Genomic DNA, 20,489 nt, shown 5'->3' with positions numbered 1-20,489 from the left:
ACCCCGGCGGGAACGATCGCGGCGACCGGGCCCGGCGAACCTGAAATGGTTCCGCCCCGACTCGTCCACGAAAAGAGTGCCTGATGATCGACCTCTCCGCCGACGGTCACGTCCACACCGCGTTCTCGTCCGGGCGCGACAGCGTCTCCGTGCTCGTCGCCGCGGCCGAGCAGGCCGGGCTCACGGAGCTGACCTTCGCCGACCGGGTGGGGCCGGACACGAGCTGGCTGCCGCCGTACCTCTCCTCGATCCAGCGGGCCCAGCAGCGCACCGACGTGACGCTGCGCCGCGGGGTCGAGGTCGAGGCGATCGGCATCGACGGGTGGCTCGCCTTCCCGTCCGACCTCAGCGGGCTCGAGGTCATCTCGGTCGGGCTCAACCGGCTGCCGCTGCCGGCCGGGCTGCTCAGCCCCGACGCCGTGCGCACGCAGATCGACGCCGGCGCGATGCGGGCGCTGGACGTCATCGACCAGGTCGTCACCGTCACCGGGCTGGCCGTCGAGCGGGTGTCGCGCTACGCGCCGACGCGCCTGGCCCGCCCGCTGGACTTCCTGACCCGCGCCGGGATCGAGGAGGCCGCGGTGCCGGACTCGGCCCTCGTCGAGCTGGTCGAGGCCTGCCGGGTCAACGGCACCGTGGTGGAGATCAGCGAGCGGCACCGGCTGCCCGGGCTGCGCCTGGTGCAGGCGTGCGCCGACTCCGGCGTGCGGCTCGTGGCGGCCAGCGACGCGGTGCGCGCCAGCGAGGTGGGCGGCTACCGGTACGTCCGTGAGATCACCGCGGGCGTCGTGCCCGCGACCGCGGCCGCCTGAGGCGAAAAGTCTGAACAAAACCGCAGATGAGCAGGGTGATCGGACCCGCCGTCGTTCGTGCCGAAACGGGCTAATGGCGGCGGGTCCGGCATTTAGGATCAAGGTGTGCCGAAGGATCGCGAACTCGTCCTCGTCTCCCTCCTTCAGGAGGCGACGCGGATCGCGAACGAAGCCGACGACATCCGCGACGCCGGGCTCCCGGTCATCAACGCGGTGTGCGCGGCGACCGGCTGGCCCGTGGGCCACCTGTGCCTGCCGGAGGAGCGCGACCGCCGGGTCTTCGTCTCCACCGACGTGTGGCACGAGGACGTGCCGGGGGAGTTCGCCGAGCTGCGCAAGGCCAGCGAGGACGTGCGCTTCCCGCTGGGAGCCGGAATCGTCGGGCGCGCCGCCAAGACCGGGCGCCCGCAGTGGGTCGCCGACCTGACCGCCGAGCCGACGCTGGTGCGCCCGGCCGTCGACGGGGTCGGCTCCGCCATCGCCTTCCCCATCACCGGGCGCGGGATCGTGGCCGCGGTGCTGGAGTTCTTCACCCGCGAGCCGGTCGAGCCGGACCCGGGCCTGCTGGAGATCATGGCCGACGTCGGCATCCAGCTCGGCCGGGTCGCCGACCGCATGGCCGCCCGCCAGGCGCTGCTGTTCGGCTCCCAGCGCCTCGAGCGCATCCTCGACAGCTGCGTCGAGGCGTTCGTGGCCATGGACGAGGGCGGCATGATCACCTCCTGGAACGCCGCCGCGGAGAAGGTGTTCGGCCTGTCCAAGGAGGAGGCGATCGGGCGGCGGCTGGCCGACACCATCGTGCCGCCGCAGTACCGCGAGGCCCACCACCTCGGCGTCGGGCGCTTCCTGACGACGGGGGAGAAGCGGGTCCTCGACAACCGCATCGAGATCACCGGCTGGCACGCCAACGGCTACGAGTTCCCGATCGAGCTCGCCGTCTGGGCGGTGCGGGACCCGATGATGGGCTGGACGTTCAACGCGTTCGTGCACGACATCACCGACCGCAAGCGCACCGAGGACGCGCTGCGCCACGCCTACGAGCACGAGCGCGAGGCCGTGTCCCGGCTGCGCGAGCTCGACGTGGCCAAGAGCGACTTCGTGGCCACGGTGTCGCACGAGTTCCGCACCCCGCTGACCAACGTCATCGGCCACCTCGAGGTGCTCACGTCCGGCGACGCCGGCCCGCTCACCCCGGCGCAGACGCGCATGCTCGGCGTCATCGGCCGCAACTCCGACCGGCTGCGCGCGCTCATCGAGGACCTGCTCACCATCTCCCGGGTGGAGGCCGGCGTCTTCGACCTCGAGCTGTGTGAGACCGACCTGCACGCGGTGCTCGCGGGCGCCTGCGCGGCCGTCGAGCCGCGGGCCAAGCGGCGCGGCCACCGGCTCGTGCTCGCCGTGGAGGGTCGGCTCGGCACCGTGGAGGCCGACCCCGAGCAGCTGCAACGGGCGCTGGCCAACCTGCTCGTCAACGGCGTGAACTTCACCCCGGACGGCGGGCTGGTCGAGCTGACCGCGCGCGTCGACGGCGAGCAGGTGGAGATCAAGGTCCGCGACAACGGCGTGGGCATCGACGCCGACGAGCAGCCGCAGCTGTTCACGCGCTTCTTCCGCGGCACCTTCGCGGTGCGGGAGGCGGTGCAGGGCGCGGGCCTCGGGCTGGCGATCACCAAGACGATCGTGGAGGGCCACGGCGGCGAGATCTCCGTGGACAGCCTGGTCGGGCACGGCACGACGTTCACGATCCGGATTCCGCGCGAGCGTCCTCTCTGGCTCTGACCGGCTCCTCCTGCGGCGTCCGGGCAAAAGGCTGCGTCTGTACGGTCTGGAAGCCGGTCCGCGTCATCTCGCCCCACACGTGCTTGCCGCCGCGCAGCGCCGACCACATGCCCATGACCCGCCACAGGGCGGTGAGCTGCCGGTAGCCCACGTTCTCGACGATGGAGGCGAGCACCGAGGCGACCAGGTCCGTCCACCGGTGGTAGCGGTGGAACGAGTACTCCTCGACGGTCAGCGCGATGAGGTTCAGCAGCAGCGCGTAGCCGTAGGCCACGGCGATGAACACGAGCGCGAAGTGCGTGTCGACGGCGCCGACCCAGAGGCCGAGCGGGACCAGGATCACCCCGGCGAGCTCGATCACCGGGGCCAGCAGCTCGAACAGCACGTAGTACGGCATCGCGACGAGGCCGATGCGGCCGTACCGCGGATTCAGGATCATGCCCTTGTGCTTGCCGAGGATCTCGGCGATGCCGCGGTGCCAGCGCCGGCGCTGCTTGCCCAGCACCTTCAGCGTGCTGGGCGCCTCGCTCCAGGAGACCGGCTCGGCCACGAACACGATGCGGTAGTCCCGCTTCTGCCGGCGCAGGTGCTTGTGCAGCCGCACCACCAGCTCGGCGTCCTCGCCGATGCAGTCGTGCGCGAGGCCGCCCACCTCGACGAGCAGGTCGCGGCGGAAGATGCCGAACGCGCCCGAGATGATGAGCAGCCCGCCCACGCGCGACCAGCCGGTGCGTCCGAGCAGGAACGCGCGCAGGTACTCGACCACCTGCACCCGCGGCAGCCAGCGCCGGGGCATCCGGACGTCGACGATGCGGCCCGCGACCACGGTGCAGCCGTTGGCGACGCGGATGACCCCGCCGGAGGCGACGGTGCGCACGGGGTCGTCGGAGAACGGCTTGGCCACCGAGAGCAGCGCCTGCGGGTCGAGGATCGAGTCCGCGTCGACCATGCACACCAGCGGGTGCTGGGCCACGTTGATGCCGGTGTTGAGCGCGTCGGTCTTGCCGCCGTTCTCCTTGCGCACGACCACGAGCGGGTCGGGCCGCTCCCCGGGCACGTGGATGGAGACGATGCCGCCGCGGGTCGGGGTCGCGTCGGGCACCACGCGGGGCACCTCGACGAGCCCGAACTCCTCCCGCAGCCGCTCGAAGGTGTCGTCGGAGGAGCCGTCGTCGATGACGATGACCTCGAAGACCGGGTACCGCAGCGCGAGCATCGCCTGGACCGACTGCACGATGCCGGCCGACTCGTTGTACGCGGGCACGAGCACCGACACGGGCTCGGTCAGGGGGCTGCGGTACGTCTCCTCGTGCCCGGCGAAGGGCACCCGGCGCAGATGGTGCACGAACTCGGCGCCGGCGAGCACGATCAGCACCAGGTAGCTGCTGTTGATGACCAGGAAGTACGTCAGGATGAAGACGTCCGTGACGGTCAACAGCTGTCTGACCCACTCGGCCATCACGTCGCCTCCTCGCTTCGCTCGTCGGCGCCGCTGATGGTCGACTGCGCTGGCTGGTGCCCGGCCCCTCCGCTTCGCTGCGGACCGGTCATCACGTCGCCTCCTCGCTTCGCTCGTCGGCGCCGCTGATGGTCGACTGCGCTGGCTGGTGCCCGGCCCCTCCGCTTCGCTGCGGACCGGTCACGGCACCGTCTGCTTCCGCTTGTCGTCGAGCTCCGCGGCGGCCAGGGCCTCGCGGGCGTGGGCGGCGCCGAGCAGCACCTCGGGGTCGGGCTCCTCGTCGGGGTCGGCGCTGTGCCGGGGGCGCACGTGCGCGCGGTGCTCGGCGGCCACGAGGGCGGCCCGGCCGGCGTTGCCCAGCCGCAGCAGGGAGCGGGCGGCGTTGTGGGCGACGGCGTACTCGGCGTCGGCGAGGAGCCCGGTCAGGGCCGGGGCCGCGCTCACCGCGCCGAGCTCGCCCAGCGCCTTGGCGGCTTCGGCGCGCAGTACGGCCGGATGCTGCGGCTCCAGGGCGTCGACCAGGGGCGCGAGGGCCGTGCGGGTCCCGAGCCGGCCCAGCGTGCGCGCGGCGGCGACGCGGACCTCGACGACGGGGTCGGCCCGCAGCGCGCTCTCCACCCGCACGGTCGCGCCGACGGCCCCGATCAGCCCGAGGACCTCGGCGGCGCAGGCCCGCACGGGCGCCCGGGGATCGTCGAGCGCGGCGAGCAGCGCGCCCTGGGCGGCGGTACCGAGGCGGGTCAGCGCGGTCGCCACGACGTGCGCGGGCACCGGGCGGCGGCTGGGCAGGGTGGCCAGCAATGGCTGGGTGGCCCCGGCGTCGCCGATGCGCCCGAGCGAGCGGGCGGCGACCACGCGCACGTCGGCGTCGGGGTCGCCGAGCAGGTCGCACAGCGGCAGCAGGGCGTCCTTGCGGCCCAGGTTGCCCAGCACCTCGGCGGCGAGCGCCCGGGCCACCGGATCGCGCCGCTTGAGCTGGCTGCGGGCCCGCCAGGCGGCGCCGCGGCGCTCGAAGACGTCGACGAGCGCGGTGTGCGCCTCGCCGCGGACCTTGCCCAGCAGGGCGATGGCGTTGGACTCGACCGCGAGCCAGACGTCGTCGGGCAGTCGCACCAGTTCCTCGATCTGCTCGGGGTCGTCGTCGCCGGCGGCGACGGCGAGCAGCAGCCGGCGGGCCGGCTTGGCGAGACGGGCGCGCCGGGCCTCGCGGGTGCGCCGGACCGTGCGCCCGGCCACGATGAGGGCGCCGAAGACCAGTGCGGCGAAGACCAGTACGAACAGCGCCACCAGAGCGGCGCCGGCGAGGGTCACGTGCGCATGCGGGCCAGGACCGCCTCGACCCGGCTCACCAACTCCCGCGGGCTGAAGGGTTTGACGATGTAGTCGTCCGCGCCGGCGCCGAAGCCGACCTCGACGTCGCCCTCCTGGGCGCGGGCCGTGAGCAGGATGATCGGCAGCGCCTTGGTGCCCTGCTCCTGCCGCAGCTGCCGGCACACGTCGATGCCCGACATGCCCGGCATCATGACGTCGAGCACGACCAGGTCCGGCGGGTTCTCGGTGGCGGCGGTGAGCGCGGCGAGGCCGTTGTCCACCGCCACGACCTCGTAGCCCGCCTGTTCCAGCTTGAAGGCGACGAGGTCCCGGATGTCCATGTCGTCGTCGGCGACCAGGATCGCGGTCATATCTCGATCTTATGCGGCATATAGGAGTGAAATCCGAAATATGGCGAAAGGGCGCCGGCCGTTCGGCCGACGCCCTCGAGGGTCTGGAGTGCTCAGTGAAGTGCCTAGATGGGCGGCTGTGGCGCGGGCCGCGTGCGCGACGCCCGCTCGGGGGCGTGGTGCGCGCCGAGGTTGCCATTGCTCGGCATCGGCTGCGCGGGCCGCTCGTTGGCCGCGTGCGTGATGCCGGAGGCCGAGGCGATGCCGCGCGCGACGGACGCCGGGTTCGGCCGGGCGCCGGGCATGTCGGCCGGCGACGGCTTGATCTCGCGGGTCTGCGCGGTGCTCGCGCCGGTGCTCTCGGTGCTCGCCGCGGTGACGTGCTCTTCGCAGTACCGCTTGAAGCCCTTGAGGTCGGCCTTGAGCCGGCGGTTGAGAACCTCGACCGCGTGCTCCTCGGCCGGCAACAGCTCGCGGGCGTCGATCTGCAGCTCGGCGATGATCCGGGTCATGTCCCCGGCCATGGGCTCCAGGCGCAGTGCCTCGATGACCTGCGGCCCGTCCATCGCCTCCCAGCACAGGAACTCGTCCGTGCGGCTCTCGGTGATCCGCGCGTCGAACTCGGCCCGGTTGCCGCCGATGTCGAGCACCATGTGCGCGGTGGACGCGTCGATCGGCGCCATGCTCATCACGCCGGACATGAACTGCGGATAGTTCTCGAAGTGGGCGAGCTGCTCGTAGGCCACTGCCACCGGTACGGCCACCTCGATCGATTCTCGGGCGGTGCTCATGGTGGTCCCCCTTGCCGTCGGAGCTGATGGTTGACCACACCGTACGGCCGATTCGCCCCTTTTGCGGGTGATTCTTGGGATTACGCGAGAGGGGCCCTCGCCGACTCGGCGAGGGCCCTGCAGCGCTGTTGTCGTTGGTTGCGCTGTTGTCATTGGTGTTGCTGCGTCAGACGGTGAGCGTCCAGGCCTTAAGCGTGCCGGCGTCGCCCTTGAAAACGTCCTTGGCGACCAGCGTCCAGGTGCCGTTGCGCAGCTCCGAGGACAGGTCGATCGTCCAGGTCGCCTCGATGTTGGCCACGTCGTCGCCGGAGGTCGAGCTCTTGAACTTGTAGTCGGTGCCGTCCGGCGCGATCAGGTCGAGGCGCAGGTCACCGCGGTCGGCGTGCTTGATCGAGACCTTGACGGTCGCGGTCTTGCTCGCGTTGCCGGCGCAGTTGGCCACGACGAGCTTGCTGGAGGCGGTGCCGAGGTCCGGGATCGCGACCGGCGTGGTGCTGGTGACCGGGGCGCAGGTGGCCGGGGTGCTCGGGGTGCTCGGCGTGGTGACGGGCGTGGTCGGGTCGGTGACCGGCGTGGTCGGGGTGGTGACCGGCGTCGTCGGGTCGGTGACCGGGGTGGTCGGCGCGGCGGCCAGGGTGCCGGTGTAGAGCAGCTTGTTCGGCGAGCCGTTGCCCGCGTTCTTCACGACGCCGTTGGTGGCGGCGGCGACGAGGGCGTCACGGACCTGCGCCGGGGTGGCGGCCGGGTGGGCGGCCAGGTAGAGCGCGGCCGCGCCGGTGACCTCGGGGGTCGCCATCGAGGTGCCGCTCATCTTCTGGGTGGCGGTGTCGGAGGAGTTCGAGCTGGAGGTGATGTTCACGCCCGGCGCGAAGATGTCGAGGCAGTTGCCGAAGTTCGAGAAGCTGGCGCGGGTGTCGTTGCTGTCGGTCGCGCCGACGGTGATCGCCTCCGGCAGGCGGGCCGGGGACTTGGAGCAGGCGTTGGCGGAGTCGTTGCCGCCCGCGACCGCGTAGGTCACGCCGGACGCGATCGACTTCTTGACCGCGTTGTCCAGCGTCGTGCCCGCGGCACCGCCGAGGCTCATGTTCGCCACGGCCGGCTTCACCGCGTTCTTGGTGACCCAGTCGACGCCGGCGATGATCTGCGAGTACGAGCCACCGCCGGAGCAGTCGAGCACGCGCACCGCGACGAGCTTGACGTCCTTGGCCACGCCGTAGGTCTTGCCGCCGACGGTGCCGGCCACGTGGGTGCCGTGGCCCTGGCAGTCGCTCGCGTTCGCGTCGTTGTCGACGAAGTCGTAGCCGGAGCGGACCCGGCCGGCGAACTCGGTCTGCGTCAGGCGGACGCCGGTGTCGATGATGTAGGCCGTGACGTTGCTCGCCGGGCCGTAGGTGTAGCTCTTGTCCAGCGGCAGCGCCTGCTGGTCGATGCGGTCCAGGCCCCAGGTGGGGGAGGTCTGCGTGGCGTCGATCTGCACGCGGCGGTCCTGCTCCACGTAGGCGACGGCCGGGTCGGCCGCCAGGCGGCGGGCGGCGTCGGCGCTCATGTGGCCGGAGAACCCGCGCACCGCGCTGTCGAACCGGTCCTCGATGCGGCCGCCGACCTTGCCGGCGAGCGCGTCCGAGGTCGTCGTGCTGCCGTCCTTCATGACCACGATGTACTGGTCCTTGAGCGCGCCCGGGGCGTCCACGTTCTGGATGGTGCCCTGGGCCGGGGCGGCGTAGGCGGCGGAGCCGAAGGTGAACGCGGTAGCGGCCGCGGCGGCGGTGCCGAAGACGATTCCGGTAAAGCGACGGGCGGTGTTCTTCGTCATTATGTCTGCATCCCTTTACGGTGAGCCGGCATATTCGGTGGTGCATTTCCTTGCTGCAATTAGATTGCGGGCCGTGGGTGGCCGCCCCGGGACTCCTCCGGTAGCGGACCGGTTGTCGCGGCTCCTTCTGCGCGCCGTTTCGCCGGTTGCCGCCGGTTGCGAAACAGGTATCCGTCGTTCCTGAGCAGAAATGGCGAAGGCCGCCAGGACTTTTCGTCCTGACGGCCTTCGCTCACCGGGGGGAACCGGGTGTTCAGAGCTTTACGTTGAAGCGCGGGTCGGCGGCGATCTTCTGGAAGCCGGCAAGCGCCTCCGGGGTGTCGTCCATGCGGATGTCGTGGCCGCTCTGGTCCTTGGCGGTCTCGAAGTACACGAGGCCCTTGATCTGCGGCATCTTGGCGAGCTGGGGCAGCACGGTGGCGTACACGGCGGCCTTGTTCTTGCCCAGGACGGTCTTCGACGAGTCGTACACGCCCCACTCGGCGACCATGATCGGCTTGCTCGGGTGCTTGGTGGTGGCCCAGGTGTAGAAGCCCGGGAACTTCGGGTCGTTGGTGCGGTTCATGAGGTAGTTGAAGTCGCCGTAGTGGAACGCGCCCGGCTCGGCGTTGTTGTACGTGTCCACGCCGACCCAGTCCACGACGTCGTCACCCGGGTACAGGTCGCCCCACCAGGAGGTGTTGTTCCACTTCTCGTAGTTCATGTACGCGACGGTGAACACGGCGTTGGTGACGCCGTCGGCCTTGAGGCGCAGCGCGGTGTGACGGAACATGGCCGCGAAGTCCTTGGCGGTCTGGCCCGAGCCGGCCGTGGGGTTCACGTCGTTCTCCGGCTCGTGGTGCAGCACCATGAAGAACGGCTTGGTGCCGAAGTTGGCCTTGATGTACGTGGCCAGGCGGTCGATGCGCGCGTCCTGGGCGCCGGCGGCGACCTTGGCCCACGTGGTGCCGTAGCCGACCTTCCAGTTCAGCATCAGGGTGCGCGGGTGCTCCGGGTCGTTGGTCATGGCGATCTCGTTCTTGGTCGGGAAGAGCTCGTCACCCTTGTGGTACGTGTGGTAGATCGTCGAGGTGCGGCCGGACTTGGCCTCGAAGGTCTTCAGGGCCTCGTCGCGCGGCACGTCGGAGAAACCGCCGGCCGCCGCGCCCCACAGCACGCCGCAGCTGGGAACCAGCTTGGCGTCCACCTTGCAGTCGGCCGGCGGCGTGGTGACCGGCGTCGTCGGCGGCGTGGTGACCGGGGTCGTCGGCTGCGTCGTGACCGGCGTGGTCGGCTTGGTGTCCTCGACCGGCTTGGTCACCACCGGGCGGACGATGCTGACGTCCAGGGTGGGCTTGCCCGCGGCGGCCTGGGCCGAGCGGAAGCGCGCCGGGGTGTTCGCGACGGTCGAGGTGACGGCGAAGGTGTACGTCCCGGCGCCCTTGACCACCGAGCTCACGTCGAACGTCACCGAGCCGGCGGTGGCCGTCGGCTTCGCGGCGGCTACGACGCCCGCGAGCTTCGGGGCGTTCTTCGCCGACAGCGCCTTCTCGGTCCAGGCGGTGTCCGCGACGCGGCTCAGCGACAGCGAGCCGGGCAGGTTCTTGGAGTCGCGGGTCAGGGTCACCTTGGCGCCCTTGACCGTGCCGGCACCGAGCGCGCTGACCTTGAACTTCACGAACGCGACCATGGTGTCGCCACCCTGGCGGCCCGCGACGAGCGTCGGGGCGGAGCCGAAGTTGTAGGTCGGACGGGCGCTGGAGCTGTAGGTGTCCTCCGCGGCGCCCGAGCGCACGACGTCGGTCGTCTCCGCAGCGGCGGCGGCACCGCTGTGGATCATGGTGCCGAGTCCGGCACCGAGCGCGAGCGCGGCGATCGGCATGAATGTGCGGGTGCGGCGGCGAATCATCTATTCAAAGCCCTTCCGTGGCTGGCGGAATCCTGTGGAGCGGGTTTTGCATCCGGCGTTGTCATCCGGACCTCCACAAGATTCGGCAGCCGGGGTTACACCCCCGGTTCGCCGGAAGTTGCCGTTCGGGTGTCCGCCCACCGGCCGCTATGTCCACTGTGGACTTGCCGCGCTCGGGTACGCTTATTGCGGCAGCTCAGAGGGCTTGGTGTCGAAATGTTGCCGAGCGGGTATGTGAGCTGCCCGCGTGATGCATCAGACGAACGGACAGGAGTGGCAACCGAGCGGCGACCGAATGCCAACGCTTCCGAACTAGGCGCCCAAAAGCGGCGAACGTAATGTTGGTCGAGTACGGCGCAACTTACGGATATGGAACAAATCGGGCGCTCTGCACCCGTCACGACCTCGAGGAGACTGAAATGACCCCGATGCTGATCTCGCGCCCGGCCGTTCACGTCGTCCCCGAGCTGGCGGGGGAGCGGTGCGACAGCTGCAACGCGGCCGCCAAGGCCGTCGTGACCTTTGGCGACGCCGGGGACCTGGCGTTCTGCGGGCATCACGCGAAGAAGTTCGCGGACCGCATCACCGCGACGGCGGACAAGGTCGTGGTGGAGGAAGGGTTCGACTGGCGGAGCTGAGCTCGCTGCCTGTTGGGCGCCCTGGCCTTGCGCCGGGGCGCCCTTTTCCGTTTGGCCCGATAAGTCGGGCGCTTCGCGCCGCGACTTATCGCATTTATCGCCTGACGGAGGATAAGTCCGACATGTCGTGGCGCGGAGCGCCCGACATGTCGTTTTTGGCGAGCTCGTTGGCGCTGTGTCGTGGATCGGCTCGGGGTTCGTCTCGCGGGCTCCTGCGCGGGCACTGTCTCGCCGCGTCGGATTTGTCCTGCGGCTCGGCCTCGTTTCGCCGGTCTCGCCTCGGCGGCTCAGCGCGTCGGCTCTGATTTACGTCTCGTGCCGCGCTCGGGGCGCGGGGTGGCCGGTTCTACGAGGTCGGCCCGGCCGGTGCGGATCTCGTTTCGCACGTCGGATTCGGGTGCGGGATGGTCGGGGCCGGTCTCGTCCCGCATGTGCGGGGTGGCCAGGAGCGGCAGTACCAGCTCGACGAGGCGGCCCCGCCAGTGCAGGGAGGCGCGGGCCGAGAGGGCCGGGTTCGTCACGGGAGGTCGCGGCCGAAGAACGCCGCGATCCGGCGCTGCCAGGCGGCCAGGACCCGTGGCGGCCGGCCGGCGTTGTGGTTGAGCGAGCGATGGTGCGGGCGCCGGTTGCGCGAGTGGGGCTCGTTCTCGCCGTGCTCGGGAACTCCGGGGATGCGGTGCGTGAGGCGGTGCAGCAGGTTGTCGGGCATCTCGGCCTCCGGACGTACGTCGTACCGCTTGGACGTATGGTGTACGTCCAAGACGGTAGACGTACGCTGTACGTCGCGTCAACGGGCATCGTGGTACACGTGCGGGAGGCGCGCCTGCGTGTTGTCCGTTAACTCGGAGATATCGGACATTTGCCCGATAGCATGCGAGTGTGCGTCGTAGGCCGAGCCCTCATCCGCGGCGGCCCGGGCTGATGGGTCGCGAGACGGGGCTGCTCGTGGCCGTGTGGGTGGCGGGGGCGGCGTTTCTGGCGGCGGTACCGGCGCTGCTTCGGCAGTTCTCGTCCCTCCTGGCCGGCGTTGTCGCGCTGGTGGCCGCCCTGGTGGCCGTATTGCTCGTGCGGGCGCGGTCCCGGCGGCTCGCCTCCTCGCTGGCGCAGTCCTCGGCTCGGCGGCGAGGGCTGGAGCGGGCGCTGCGGGAGCGGGCCACCCGGGACCCGGTCACCGGACTGGCCAACCGGGCCCTGCTCACGGCGATGCTCGACGGGGCCGCCTCCCTTCGTGCCGGAGCCGCTGCCGCCAAGGGGAACGGGATCGGTGCGGAGCAGTGGGCCGAACTCCAGCGCGGGCCGGGGCCGACGGTGATCCTGCTCGACCTCGACGGGTTCCAGGCGATCAACGACGAGCTCGGGCACGCCGCCGGGGACGCGCTACTGCACGAGGTCGCCCGGCGGCTGCGCGCGGCGCTGCCCTCGGCCGATCTCATCGCGCGGCACGGGGACGACGAGTTCGCGGCCGTGTGGCGCGGGGCCGCGCCCCCGGACGCGGCGGAGCGGGCGCTGGGCCGGCTGCGGCCCGCGTACCGGGTGGAGGAGCGCACCGTGCACCTCACCGGCAGTGCGGGCGTGGTCGTCGCCGACGGGCGGCGCGGCTCGGCCGAGGTGCTGCGCGACGCGGGACTGGCGCTGCAGGCGGCCAAGGAGGGCGGCAAGGACCGCATCGTCCGGTTCGAGGCCGGGCTGCGCACGGCCGCGGATCGGCAGCGCGAGCTTGCCACCGGGCTGCGGCGGGCGCTGCGCGAGGGGGAGCTGGAGGTGTACTACCAGCCGGTGGTACGCCTCGCCGACGGGCGCATCACCGCGGTCGAGGCGCTGCTGCGCTGGTTCCCGCCCGGCGCCGAGGCCATCCCGCCCGGCGTGTTCATCCCCGTCGCCGAGGCCACCGGGCTGATCGTGCCGCTGGGCTGGTGGGTGCTGGGCCGGGCGTGCGCGCAGGCGCGGGAGTGGCACGAGCGGGCCGGGATCAGCCTCACCGTGAACGTGGCCGCGCACCAGCTGCGCGAGCCGGACTTCGTGGAGCGCGTCCGGGCGGCGCTCGCCGAGGGCGGGCTGCCGCCGGGCGCGCTCGTGCTGGAGGTCACCGAGAGCACGCTCGTCGCCGACGCCGAGTCCACGGCGCGCCTGGACGCGCTGCGGGCGGACGGGGTGCGGGTGGCGATCGACGACTTCGGCACCGGGTACTCATCGCTCGCCTACCTCGTGCACCTGCCGGTCGACGTGCTCAAGATCGACCGTACGTTCCTGGCCACCGCCGTGGACACCACGCTCATGCGCGCGATCCTCCAGCTCGCCGGCGGGCTGTCGCTGCAGACCGTCGCCGAGGGCGTGGAGACCGAGGACCAGGCGTCGACCCTGCGGGCGCTCGGGTGCGAGCACGCCCAGGGATTCCTGTACTCCCGGCCGGTACCGCCGGCTGACCTCGACGCGCTGCTGTCAGGCCGCCTCGAGCTCGGTGCGGCGCGGGCGCGGTAGCGGGGTGGGCCACTCGTCGGTGCCGGGTTCGCGCGCGGGCGCGTCCTGGTCCCGGGCCCGCGGGGTCGCGGCGTTCGCGGCGGCCCAGTCGGGGCCGGCGGACGCCCCGCCCGGGCCGGTCGTGGTGCCCGGGTTCGCGGGCGGCGTAGCGGCCACGACACGGTCGCGGCCGGCCCGCTTGGCGGCGTAGAGGGCGCGGTCGGCCAGCGGGACGAGCTCGCCGGGGTCGCGGGTGTCGGCGGGGAGCGCGGCAGTACCGGCGGAAATCGTGACGACGCGAACGGCGCCGCCGCCCAGGTCCACCGCGGTCGCGCCGATCGCCGAGCGCAGCCGGTCCGCCAGCTCGCCCGCGCGGGCGGCGTCGGCGTCGGGGATGAGCAGCGCGAACTCCTCGCCGCCGTAGCGCGCGACGGTCACGCCGGGGCCGGCCGTCTCCCGCAGCCGGCCCGCGACCGCGCAGAGGACCCGGTCGCCTGCGGGGTGGCCGAACGCGTCGTTGATGCGCTTGAAGCGGTCGATGTCGAGCAGCACCACGGCGGCGGGCCGCCCGCGGCGCAGCTCGCGCAGGCGCGTCTCGAAGGCGCGGCGGGTGTTCAGGCCGGTCAGCGCGTCCGTGGCGGCGATGTGGCGCGCGTCGGCCAGCAGCAGGGCCAGGCGCCCGAGCACCAGCAGGAAGACCAGCGCGCTCGCGGCCGCGGCCAGCGGGACGTCGTGCGTCTGGCTGCGGGTGTACTGCACGAGCAGTACACCCGGAGCCAGCAGCGACACGAGGACCAGCGCGACCGGGCCGGCGGCTCGGGGAACCGGGAGCCGGCGCAGCCACGGGTGCAGCATGATCACGGCGAGCAAGGTGGCGAGCGCGACCGGGAGGGCGTCGGGGCCGAGGGCGTACACCCAGCTCAGCAGGCCCGTGGCGACGGCCGCGAGCCCAGCGTCGAGCAGCGCCGGGCCAGGGCTTTTCTCACGGAACGTATTCACACCACTATTTTCCGTCATTGCGTCAACTTCGGCCAGGTTGTGTCGCCGGACCGATACCACCCTGTCTGCAACCCGGCGGACACGTGCCTGCTCTGGCGGGAGCGTGGACTGGGTTGAGGCGAAGGGAGCAAGTCATGACGCCACAGCTGCTCGAACACGTCCGCGCCGAGGCGCTCTTCTGCTCGGACGTGCAGTCCTCGGACGCCCTCGACGCGGAGCGCATCCGCCGGGCGGTCATGCTCAGCGTGCGCCGCCACGGGCCCCGCGGCTGCGCGGCGCTGGTCGCCCACGAGTTCGGCGAGCACCCCGACATCGCCGTCAGCCGGATGGGCTGGGTGCTGGACTGCATCCGTCGCGCCTACGCCCGCGCGATGGTCTGAGGCGGTTTTTGTCGTACCCCTGCGCGAGAATCCCGATATGCGATTCGAGCAGCTGGCGAAGGTCTCCGGGGCGGTGGCGGCCACCTCCGCCCGCAACGCCAAGATCGACCTTCTGGCCGCGGCCCTGCGCGACCTGGCCGCGTCCGGCGACGAGCGCACGGTCTCGGCCGGGGCCGGCTACCTCGCCGGTGAGCTGCGCCAGCGCCAGACCGGAGTCGGCTACGCCAGCCTGCGCGACCTGCCGCCGCCCGCGGCCGAGCCCTCCCTGAGCGTCGCCGACATCGACCTCGCCTTCGAGCGCATGGCCGGGCTCGCGGGCAAGGGCTCCCAGGCCGCCCGCCGGGCCGAGGTCGCCGCCCTCTTCGGCGCCGCCACCGAGCCCGAGCGCCGGCTCCTCGTCGGGCTGCTCAGCGGCGAGCTGCGCCAGGGCGCCCAGGCCGGGCTCCTCGCCGACGCCGTCGCCCGGGCCGCCGCCATCCCTTCCACCGCCGTCCGCCGGGCGTTACTGCTCGCGGGCGACCTCAAGGCCGTCGCCGCCGACGCGCTGCTGCACGGGCCCGAGGCCCTCGACGCCTACGCGCTCACCGTCGGCCGCCCGCTCGCCCCGATGCTCGCCGCCAGCGCGCCGAACGCCACCGAGGCACTCGCGGCCACCGGGACACCCGCCGCGGCCGACATCAAGATCGACGGCATTCGGATCCAGGTGCACCGGGACGGGGAGTCGGTCTCGGTGTTCAGCCGCAGTCTCGACGACATCACCGCCCGCCTGCCCGGGGTGGTCGCGGCCGTCGCCGCGCTCGGGGTGTCCTCGATCGTGCTCGACGGCGAGGCGGTCGGCGTCGACCCGGACAGCGGCCGGGCCATCCCGTTCCAGGAGACCTCCAGCCGGGCCGCCCGCCGCGACGGAGTGTCGATCCTGCAGCCGTTCTTCTTCGACGTGCTCCACCTCGACGGCGAGGACCTGCTCGACCGGCCGGCCGGGGAGCGCTGGGCGGCGCTCGAACGGGTCGTCCCCGAGCCGCTGCGGGCCGGGCGCACCGTGATCGACACGCCCGAGGCGGCAGAGGCGGCGTTCGCCGCGGCGGTCGCGGCCGGGCACGAGGGGCTCGTGATCAAGTCGGCCGCGGCCCCCTACGACGTCGGGCGGCGCGGCTCGGCCTGGGTCAAGGTCAAGCCCCGGCACACGCTCGACCTGGTGGTGCTGGCCGTCGAGCGCGGTCACGGCCGCCGCCGCGGGTGGCTGTCCAACCTGCATCTGGGCGCGCGGGACCCGGAGACGGGCGGGTTCGTGATGCTCGGCAAGACGTTCAAGGGCATGACCGACGAGATGCTGCGGTGGCAGACCGAGAGGCTGCGGGCGCTGGCCGTCGAGGAGGCCGAGGAGTCCGAGTGGGTCGTGAAGGTGCGGCCCGAGCTGGTCGTGGAGATCGCGTTCGACGGGGTGCAGACCTCGCCGCGCTACCCGGGCGGGATGGCGCTGCGGTTCGCGCGCGTGCTGCGCTACCGGGAGGACAAGCGCCCCGACGAGGCCGACACCATCGACACGGTGCGGGCGATCCACCGGGGCGGCTCGTGAACGCGCTGCTCGCGGACGGTTCACAAGGGGGCTTTGTGCACCTGCTGAGCGTCGGTCTCCTCGTCGTCGTCCAGCAGGTTGTCCGGGCGCGGACCCCTCGCCTCGCGGCGGGCCAGGTAGCCGAAGCCGTAGAGGGTCATCGCGGCGAAGAGCCACCATTGCAGGACGTAGCCGGCGTTCTGCAGCGCGTTCTGCTTCTCGGCCGGCACGGCGGTGAACCCGGGCGCGGGCTCGTCCGCGCTCACGTAGGCGTCGAAGAGGGCGTAGGGCACGGCCGGGGCGATCGCCGAGGGCGTGATGCGGCGGATCTCCGCATGGCCGGAGACCTCCTGGGGCCGCCCGCCCCGGCTCTCCGACGGGCGCAGCCGGCCGGAGACGGTCACGTTGCCGGAGGGGGCCACGGGCACATCGGGCGTGGTCATGGCGCCGGCCGCGGCCGGGCGCACCCAGCCCCGGTCGACGAGGACCGCGGTGCCGTCGCGCAGCACGAGCGGGGTGAGCACCTCGAAGCCGACGGCGCCCTCGACCGTGCGGCCGCGCACGAGGATCTCGTGGGCCGGGTCGTAGGTGCCGGTCACGGTCACCCGCGTCCACTCCGTGTGCTCCGCCGGCGCCGGTCCGACCGTCCCGGCGCCCCCGTCCGGCGCGCCGACGATGTCCGTCAGCGGCACCGGCGTCGCCGAGGTGCCGGCGTCGATCCGGGCGTTGATCTCCGCCCGCTGGTCGTAGCGGTCGAACTGCCACAGGCCGAGCAGCACCATGACCGTCGCCGCGGCCAAGGTCAGCGCGGCGTAGCCGAGCCACCGGGGCGTCGCGAGAAACCGGTACACAACCATGCACGGTAGCCCGTCCCCTTCCGGACGGTCATGGTGGCGCCCGTTCGGTATCGTCCGGGACACACGTATGCCTCAGCGCCGGAGGAGCACATGAGCACGATCCCGCGGCTGGTGATCAGCGCCCCGTCGTCCGGTCACGGCAAGACGGCCGTGTCGGTCGGGCTGCTCGCCGCGCTGTCCGCCCGCGGCTACCGCGCCGCCGGCTTCAAGATCGGGCCGGACCACGTCGACGCCGCCTACCTCGGGCTGGCCGGGGGGCGTCCGGGCCGCAACCTCGATCCGCGCATGGTCGGCGCGAAGCGGATGGGGCCCCTGTTCGCGCACGGGGCCGCGTCGCTGGACATCGCCGTGGTCGAGGGCACGATGGGCCTCTTCGACGGGCTCGCCGGGCGCACCGACAGCGAGTCGACCGCGCAGATCTCCGGCCTGCTGCGCGCGCCGGTGATCCTGGTCGTCGACGTCGGCGCCATGGGCCAGTCGGTGGCCGCCCTGGTGCACGGGTTCCGGGCCTACGACGAGCTGCTCTGGCTCGGCGGCGTGATCCTCAACCGGGTCGCCTCGACCCGCCACGAGCAGCTGCTGCGGGAGGCGCTCGACGACATCGGGGTGCCGGTCCTGGGCGCCCTGCGCCGCCACGCGCTCACCGACGCCGGCGAGGCCGGGGCCCCGCTGCCCTCTCGCCACCACGGGGTCGCCCCGGTGGTGCACAACAACCTCGACGCCGTGCGGGCCGTGCGCCGCCTCGGCGAGGTCATCGCCGGTGCCGTCGACATCGACCGCACGATGGCCCTGGCCCGCTCCGCGCCCCGCCTGACCTCCGACCCGTGGAGCGCCGAGGCCGAGATCGCCGCGGCCGCCGAGAGCCAGTCCTCGATCGCCGCCACGCGCATCGGCCGCCGCCCGATCATCGGCGTCGCCTTCGCCTACCCGGAGACCGCCGAGCTGCTCACCGCGGCCGGCGCCGAGGTCGTCCCGTTCGACCCGCTGCGCGACGAGGTCCTCCCGTCCGGCGTCGACGGCCTGGTCATCGGGTCCGCGCTGCCGGAGTCCTACGCCGAGGAGCTGACCTTCAACGGCCGGCTGCGCACCGCCGTCGCCGCCCACGCCGCGGCCGGCAAGCCGATCGCCGCCGAGGGCACCGGCCTGGTGTGGCTCTGCCGCGACTACAACGGCCGCCCGATGTGCGGAGTCGTGGACGCCTCCGCGCGCGAGACCGACCTCGTCGTGCTCGGCTACCGCGAGGCCACCGCCCGCTCCTCCTCGGTCCTGCTGCCGGTCGGCGCCCAGGTCATCGGGCACAAGATGCACCGCACGAGCATCAGCCCGCGCGCCGGCCTGCAGGCCGCCTGGACCTGGGCCGGCGGCCCGGCCGAGGGCTTCGTCCAGCGCGGCGTGCACGCGTCCTACCTCGGGCTGCACTGGGCCGGCACGCCCGCGATCGCGTCCCGCTTCGTGGCGGCCGCGGGGGCCACGGCGGCACCGGCGCCGGGGCAGTGGAGCACGCCGTCGACCAGCCCCTACGGCCGGCCCTCCGTTCCCGTCATGAACTTCCCGACCGCGCCGGTGCTGCCCGCCTCGCCGGTGACGGCCGTGCCGGCGGCCCCCGTGACCGCCCCGCCGGCCGCTCTGGCCCCGTCGGCCGCCTTGGCCCCGTCGGCCCCGCCGGCCGCTTTGGCCCCGCCGGCCGCTCCGGTCACCGGGTCGCCTTCGCCCGCCGTGCCCGTCATGCCCGTCATGCCTGCCGCTGCGGTGCACGCACCCTTTGCGCCCTCGAACGACGAGGCGCTCAGCTACGTGTCTGACTACACGACGCCGGAGGCGCCGGCGCCCCGTGTGCCCGCCGCGATCCCGGGGTCGATCCTGGCCAGCCCGGGCGGGGCGGGGACCATCGCGGCCGCAGCGCCTGCCGCGTCGCCTGCCGTGGCGCCGGCCACGGGGTCGTATCCGGTGCCGGGGCCATCGCTGGCGAGCCCGCCGCCGGTGACTGGGACCTATCGGTCGGAGGTTCCGGCCAGCGCGCCGACCTCGCCGGGGGCTTCGTCGCCGTTCGGGCCGGCGCTGGGGCCGGCGATGCCGACGCCGTGGACCTCGCACTCGCTCTCGTCCTCGTCTTCCTCGTCGGTTTCGGGGGCGGCCTCGTCCGTGTCCGGGGCGCCGCCGGTCGCGGCTGAGTCGGTTTCCGAGGCTCCCGCCGCGTCGGTTTCGGGGGCGCCTTCCGGGGCGGTCTCCGGGGTGCCTTCCGCGCCGGGTGAGTCGGAGTCGGTCGGCGGGTCCGAGGCGACGACGGTGCTGGCCGTGCCTCCCGCTGGTGGTGCGGCGGCCGCGACGGATGAGGCGAGCGTTGGGGTGCCTTCCGGGCCGAACGGACCCGCGGGGGCGCCGGGGCTGCCATCGTCTGGGGTTGTGCCCGTCCAGTCCTCCGCTCAGCCGGTGTCGTCGCCTTCGGTGACGGGGCCGATCACGGCGTACGGCCCGGGAGCCGCCTCGCCGTCCGCCGCCCGTCACGCACCGGGCGCTGCCGACTCGTTCTCCTCGCCCGCCGCCGCTCCGGTGTCCTCGCCGGTGCCTGCTTCGGTGTCGTCACCCGTTGGTGGTCAGGGTGTGCCGGCGGCCGCTCCGGTGTCCTCGCCGGTGCCTGCCTCGGTGTCGTCACCCGTTGGTGGTCAGGGCGCCTTGGTCGGGTCGCCGGTGTCGTCGCTTCCCGCGGGGCAGGGTCCGTCCGCTGCCGCTTCGGTGTCCTCGCCTGTCGCCGGGCCCGTCTCGTCGGCGGCGGCCGGGGCGCTGTCGCCGGGTGACGGGGGGCCGGCGCTCTCGGCCGCGATGCCGGTGTCCTCGGCGCCGATGCCCGTGTTCTCCGAGGCGATGCCGGCGGCCTCCTCGGCGCCCGTGTCCGCGGCGCCCGGCGGGGTGACCGCGATGCCGGCGGGGGAGTCCGAGGCGGTGCAGTCGGGGGAGGCCGGGTCGTACCCGTCGCCGGGGATCGCCGGCGGTGAGATCGCGGAGCAGGCACCGGTGTCGGCGCCGCCGGTCTCGGCCCCGCCAGCGGTCGGGCGTTCGGTCGGAACCGCATCGATTCCCGCCGCGCCCGTGTCGGCGCCGGTCTCCGGGCCTCCCGGTTCGGTAGTGTCCGGTTCCGTGCCTGCTTCGCCAGTTTCGGGAACATCGTCCGGTAGTCCCGCCGGTGCCGTCTCCGCCCCGCCGCTCGGGGGTGCCGCCTCCGCCGCCGCGAGCACGGGAGGCGCGGACCTGAGCTCGGGGTTCGAGAGTGCGCCGAGTGCCGGTTCGAGCGTGGGGTCTGAGGGCCCTTCGAACGCCCAGGGTGGAAGCCCCGAGGGTGGCTCGGACGGTGACGGGGGCGGGAAGCCGCCCGCCGGTGGGTCCGGCGAGGCGGCCTAGTGTC

At 73.0% G+C, this 20,489-nt stretch carries 17 protein-coding genes; 7 read left to right on the top strand and 10 right to left on the bottom strand.

Translation table 11 applies throughout. The features are described 5' to 3' along the window. The first annotated feature begins 83 nt into the window (after window positions 1-83). Both ABT369_RS41070 and ABT369_RS41065 read left to right on the top strand, forming a co-directional pair. On the top strand, window positions 84-812 hold the full coding sequence (locus ABT369_RS41070) for a hydrolase (protein ID WP_350620902.1): 729 nt from the start codon (window positions 84-86) through the stop codon (window positions 810-812). A 105-nt stretch (window positions 813-917) separates the two neighbouring features. Beyond that, window positions 918-2,591 carry an ATP-binding protein gene (locus ABT369_RS41065; protein ID WP_350620900.1) on the top strand — a complete coding sequence of 558 codons (1,674 nt, stop codon included), beginning with the start codon at window positions 918-920 and terminating at the stop codon, window positions 2,589-2,591. On the opposite strand, the gene ABT369_RS41060 is transcribed toward ABT369_RS41065, so the two are convergent. The 6 genes from ABT369_RS41060 to ABT369_RS41035 form a co-directional block, all read right to left on the bottom strand. Continuing rightward, window positions 2,551-4,050: a glycosyltransferase family 2 protein gene (locus ABT369_RS41060; protein WP_350620898.1), complete on the bottom strand. Its 1,500-nt coding sequence runs from the start codon at window positions 4,048-4,050 to the stop codon at window positions 2,551-2,553. The two genes, ABT369_RS41065 and ABT369_RS41060, sit on opposite strands and share 41 nt — an antisense overlap. Before the next feature lie 180 nt (window positions 4,051-4,230). Then, a complete protein-coding gene (locus tag ABT369_RS41055; protein WP_350620896.1) occupies window positions 4,231-5,361 on the bottom strand; it encodes a HEAT repeat domain-containing protein in 1,131 nt (376 codons plus the stop codon). After that, window positions 5,358-5,732, bottom strand: a complete 375-nt coding sequence (locus ABT369_RS41050) for a response regulator transcription factor (protein ID WP_350620894.1) — start codon at window positions 5,730-5,732, stop codon at window positions 5,358-5,360. The genes ABT369_RS41055 and ABT369_RS41050 overlap by 4 nt, the downstream gene beginning before the upstream one ends. Before the next feature lie 104 nt (window positions 5,733-5,836). Next, entirely contained in the window at window positions 5,837-6,502 is a 666-nt protein-coding gene (locus ABT369_RS41045) for an SRPBCC family protein (protein ID WP_350620892.1), read from the bottom strand. A gap of 166 nt (window positions 6,503-6,668) precedes the next feature. Continuing rightward, on the bottom strand, window positions 6,669-8,315 hold the full coding sequence (locus tag ABT369_RS41040) for a S8 family serine peptidase (RefSeq protein ID WP_350620890.1): 1,647 nt from the start codon (window positions 8,313-8,315) through the stop codon (window positions 6,669-6,671). A gap of 253 nt (window positions 8,316-8,568) precedes the next feature. Beyond that, window positions 8,569-10,176 carry a CBM96 family carbohydrate-binding protein gene (locus ABT369_RS41035; RefSeq protein ID WP_350620888.1) on the bottom strand — a complete coding sequence of 536 codons (1,608 nt, stop codon included), beginning with the start codon at window positions 10,174-10,176 and terminating at the stop codon, window positions 8,569-8,571. 446 nt (window positions 10,177-10,622) lie between these two features. Here ABT369_RS41035 and ABT369_RS41030 point away from each other — a divergent pair, with 446 nt between their 5' ends. Continuing rightward, complete coding sequence (locus ABT369_RS41030) at window positions 10,623-10,841, top strand: DUF7455 domain-containing protein (protein ID WP_350620886.1); 219 nt, start codon at window positions 10,623-10,625, stop codon at window positions 10,839-10,841. Between the two features lie 287 nt (window positions 10,842-11,128). On the opposite strand, the gene ABT369_RS41025 is transcribed toward ABT369_RS41030, so the two are convergent. Beyond that, the gene (locus ABT369_RS41025; RefSeq protein WP_350620884.1) at window positions 11,129-11,362 is read right to left on the bottom strand and encodes a hypothetical protein; all 234 of its coding nucleotides are present in this window, start codon (window positions 11,360-11,362) and stop codon (window positions 11,129-11,131) included. Continuing rightward, on the bottom strand, window positions 11,359-11,601 hold the full coding sequence (locus tag ABT369_RS41020) for a hypothetical protein (RefSeq protein ID WP_350620882.1): 243 nt from the start codon (window positions 11,599-11,601) through the stop codon (window positions 11,359-11,361). Before ABT369_RS41020 ends, ABT369_RS41025 begins: the two co-directional genes overlap by 4 nt. Window positions 11,602-11,720: 119 nt before the next feature. Here ABT369_RS41020 and ABT369_RS41015 point away from each other — a divergent pair, with 119 nt between their 5' ends. Then, entirely contained in the window at window positions 11,721-13,319 is a 1,599-nt protein-coding gene (locus tag ABT369_RS41015; RefSeq protein WP_350620881.1) for a putative bifunctional diguanylate cyclase/phosphodiesterase, read from the top strand. On the opposite strand, the gene ABT369_RS41010 is transcribed toward ABT369_RS41015, so the two are convergent. Next, a complete protein-coding gene (locus tag ABT369_RS41010; RefSeq protein WP_350620879.1) occupies window positions 13,281-14,297 on the bottom strand; it encodes a GGDEF domain-containing protein in 1,017 nt (338 codons plus the stop codon). The genes ABT369_RS41015 and ABT369_RS41010 overlap by 39 nt on opposite strands. A gap of 134 nt (window positions 14,298-14,431) precedes the next feature. Between ABT369_RS41010 and ABT369_RS41005 the strand changes: the two genes are divergently transcribed. After that, complete coding sequence (locus ABT369_RS41005) at window positions 14,432-14,677, top strand: hypothetical protein (RefSeq protein WP_350620877.1); 246 nt, start codon at window positions 14,432-14,434, stop codon at window positions 14,675-14,677. A gap of 37 nt (window positions 14,678-14,714) precedes the next feature. Next, window positions 14,715-16,253: an ATP-dependent DNA ligase gene (locus ABT369_RS41000; protein ID WP_350620875.1), complete on the top strand. Its 1,539-nt coding sequence runs from the start codon at window positions 14,715-14,717 to the stop codon at window positions 16,251-16,253. 20 nt (window positions 16,254-16,273) lie between these two features. Here ABT369_RS41000 and ABT369_RS40995 read toward each other — a convergent pair whose 3' ends face one another. Further along, the gene (locus tag ABT369_RS40995; RefSeq protein WP_350620873.1) at window positions 16,274-17,083 is read right to left on the bottom strand and encodes an SURF1 family cytochrome oxidase biogenesis protein; all 810 of its coding nucleotides are present in this window, start codon (window positions 17,081-17,083) and stop codon (window positions 16,274-16,276) included. A 96-nt stretch (window positions 17,084-17,179) separates the two neighbouring features. Between ABT369_RS40995 and ABT369_RS40990 the strand changes: the two genes are divergently transcribed. Further along, complete coding sequence (locus ABT369_RS40990; RefSeq protein WP_350620871.1) at window positions 17,180-20,485, top strand: cobyrinic acid a,c-diamide synthase CobB; 3,306 nt, start codon at window positions 17,180-17,182, stop codon at window positions 20,483-20,485. Window positions 20,486-20,489: the final 4 nt, after the last annotated feature.

Origin of the sequence: Dactylosporangium sp. NPDC000244 (assembly GCF_040300725.1) — a bacterium.
Lineage (GTDB): Bacteria > Actinomycetota > Actinomycetes > Mycobacteriales > Micromonosporaceae > Dactylosporangium.
Note: the sequence above shows the minus strand (reverse complement) of the source record. Positions and strands in the feature narration are given on the sequence as shown.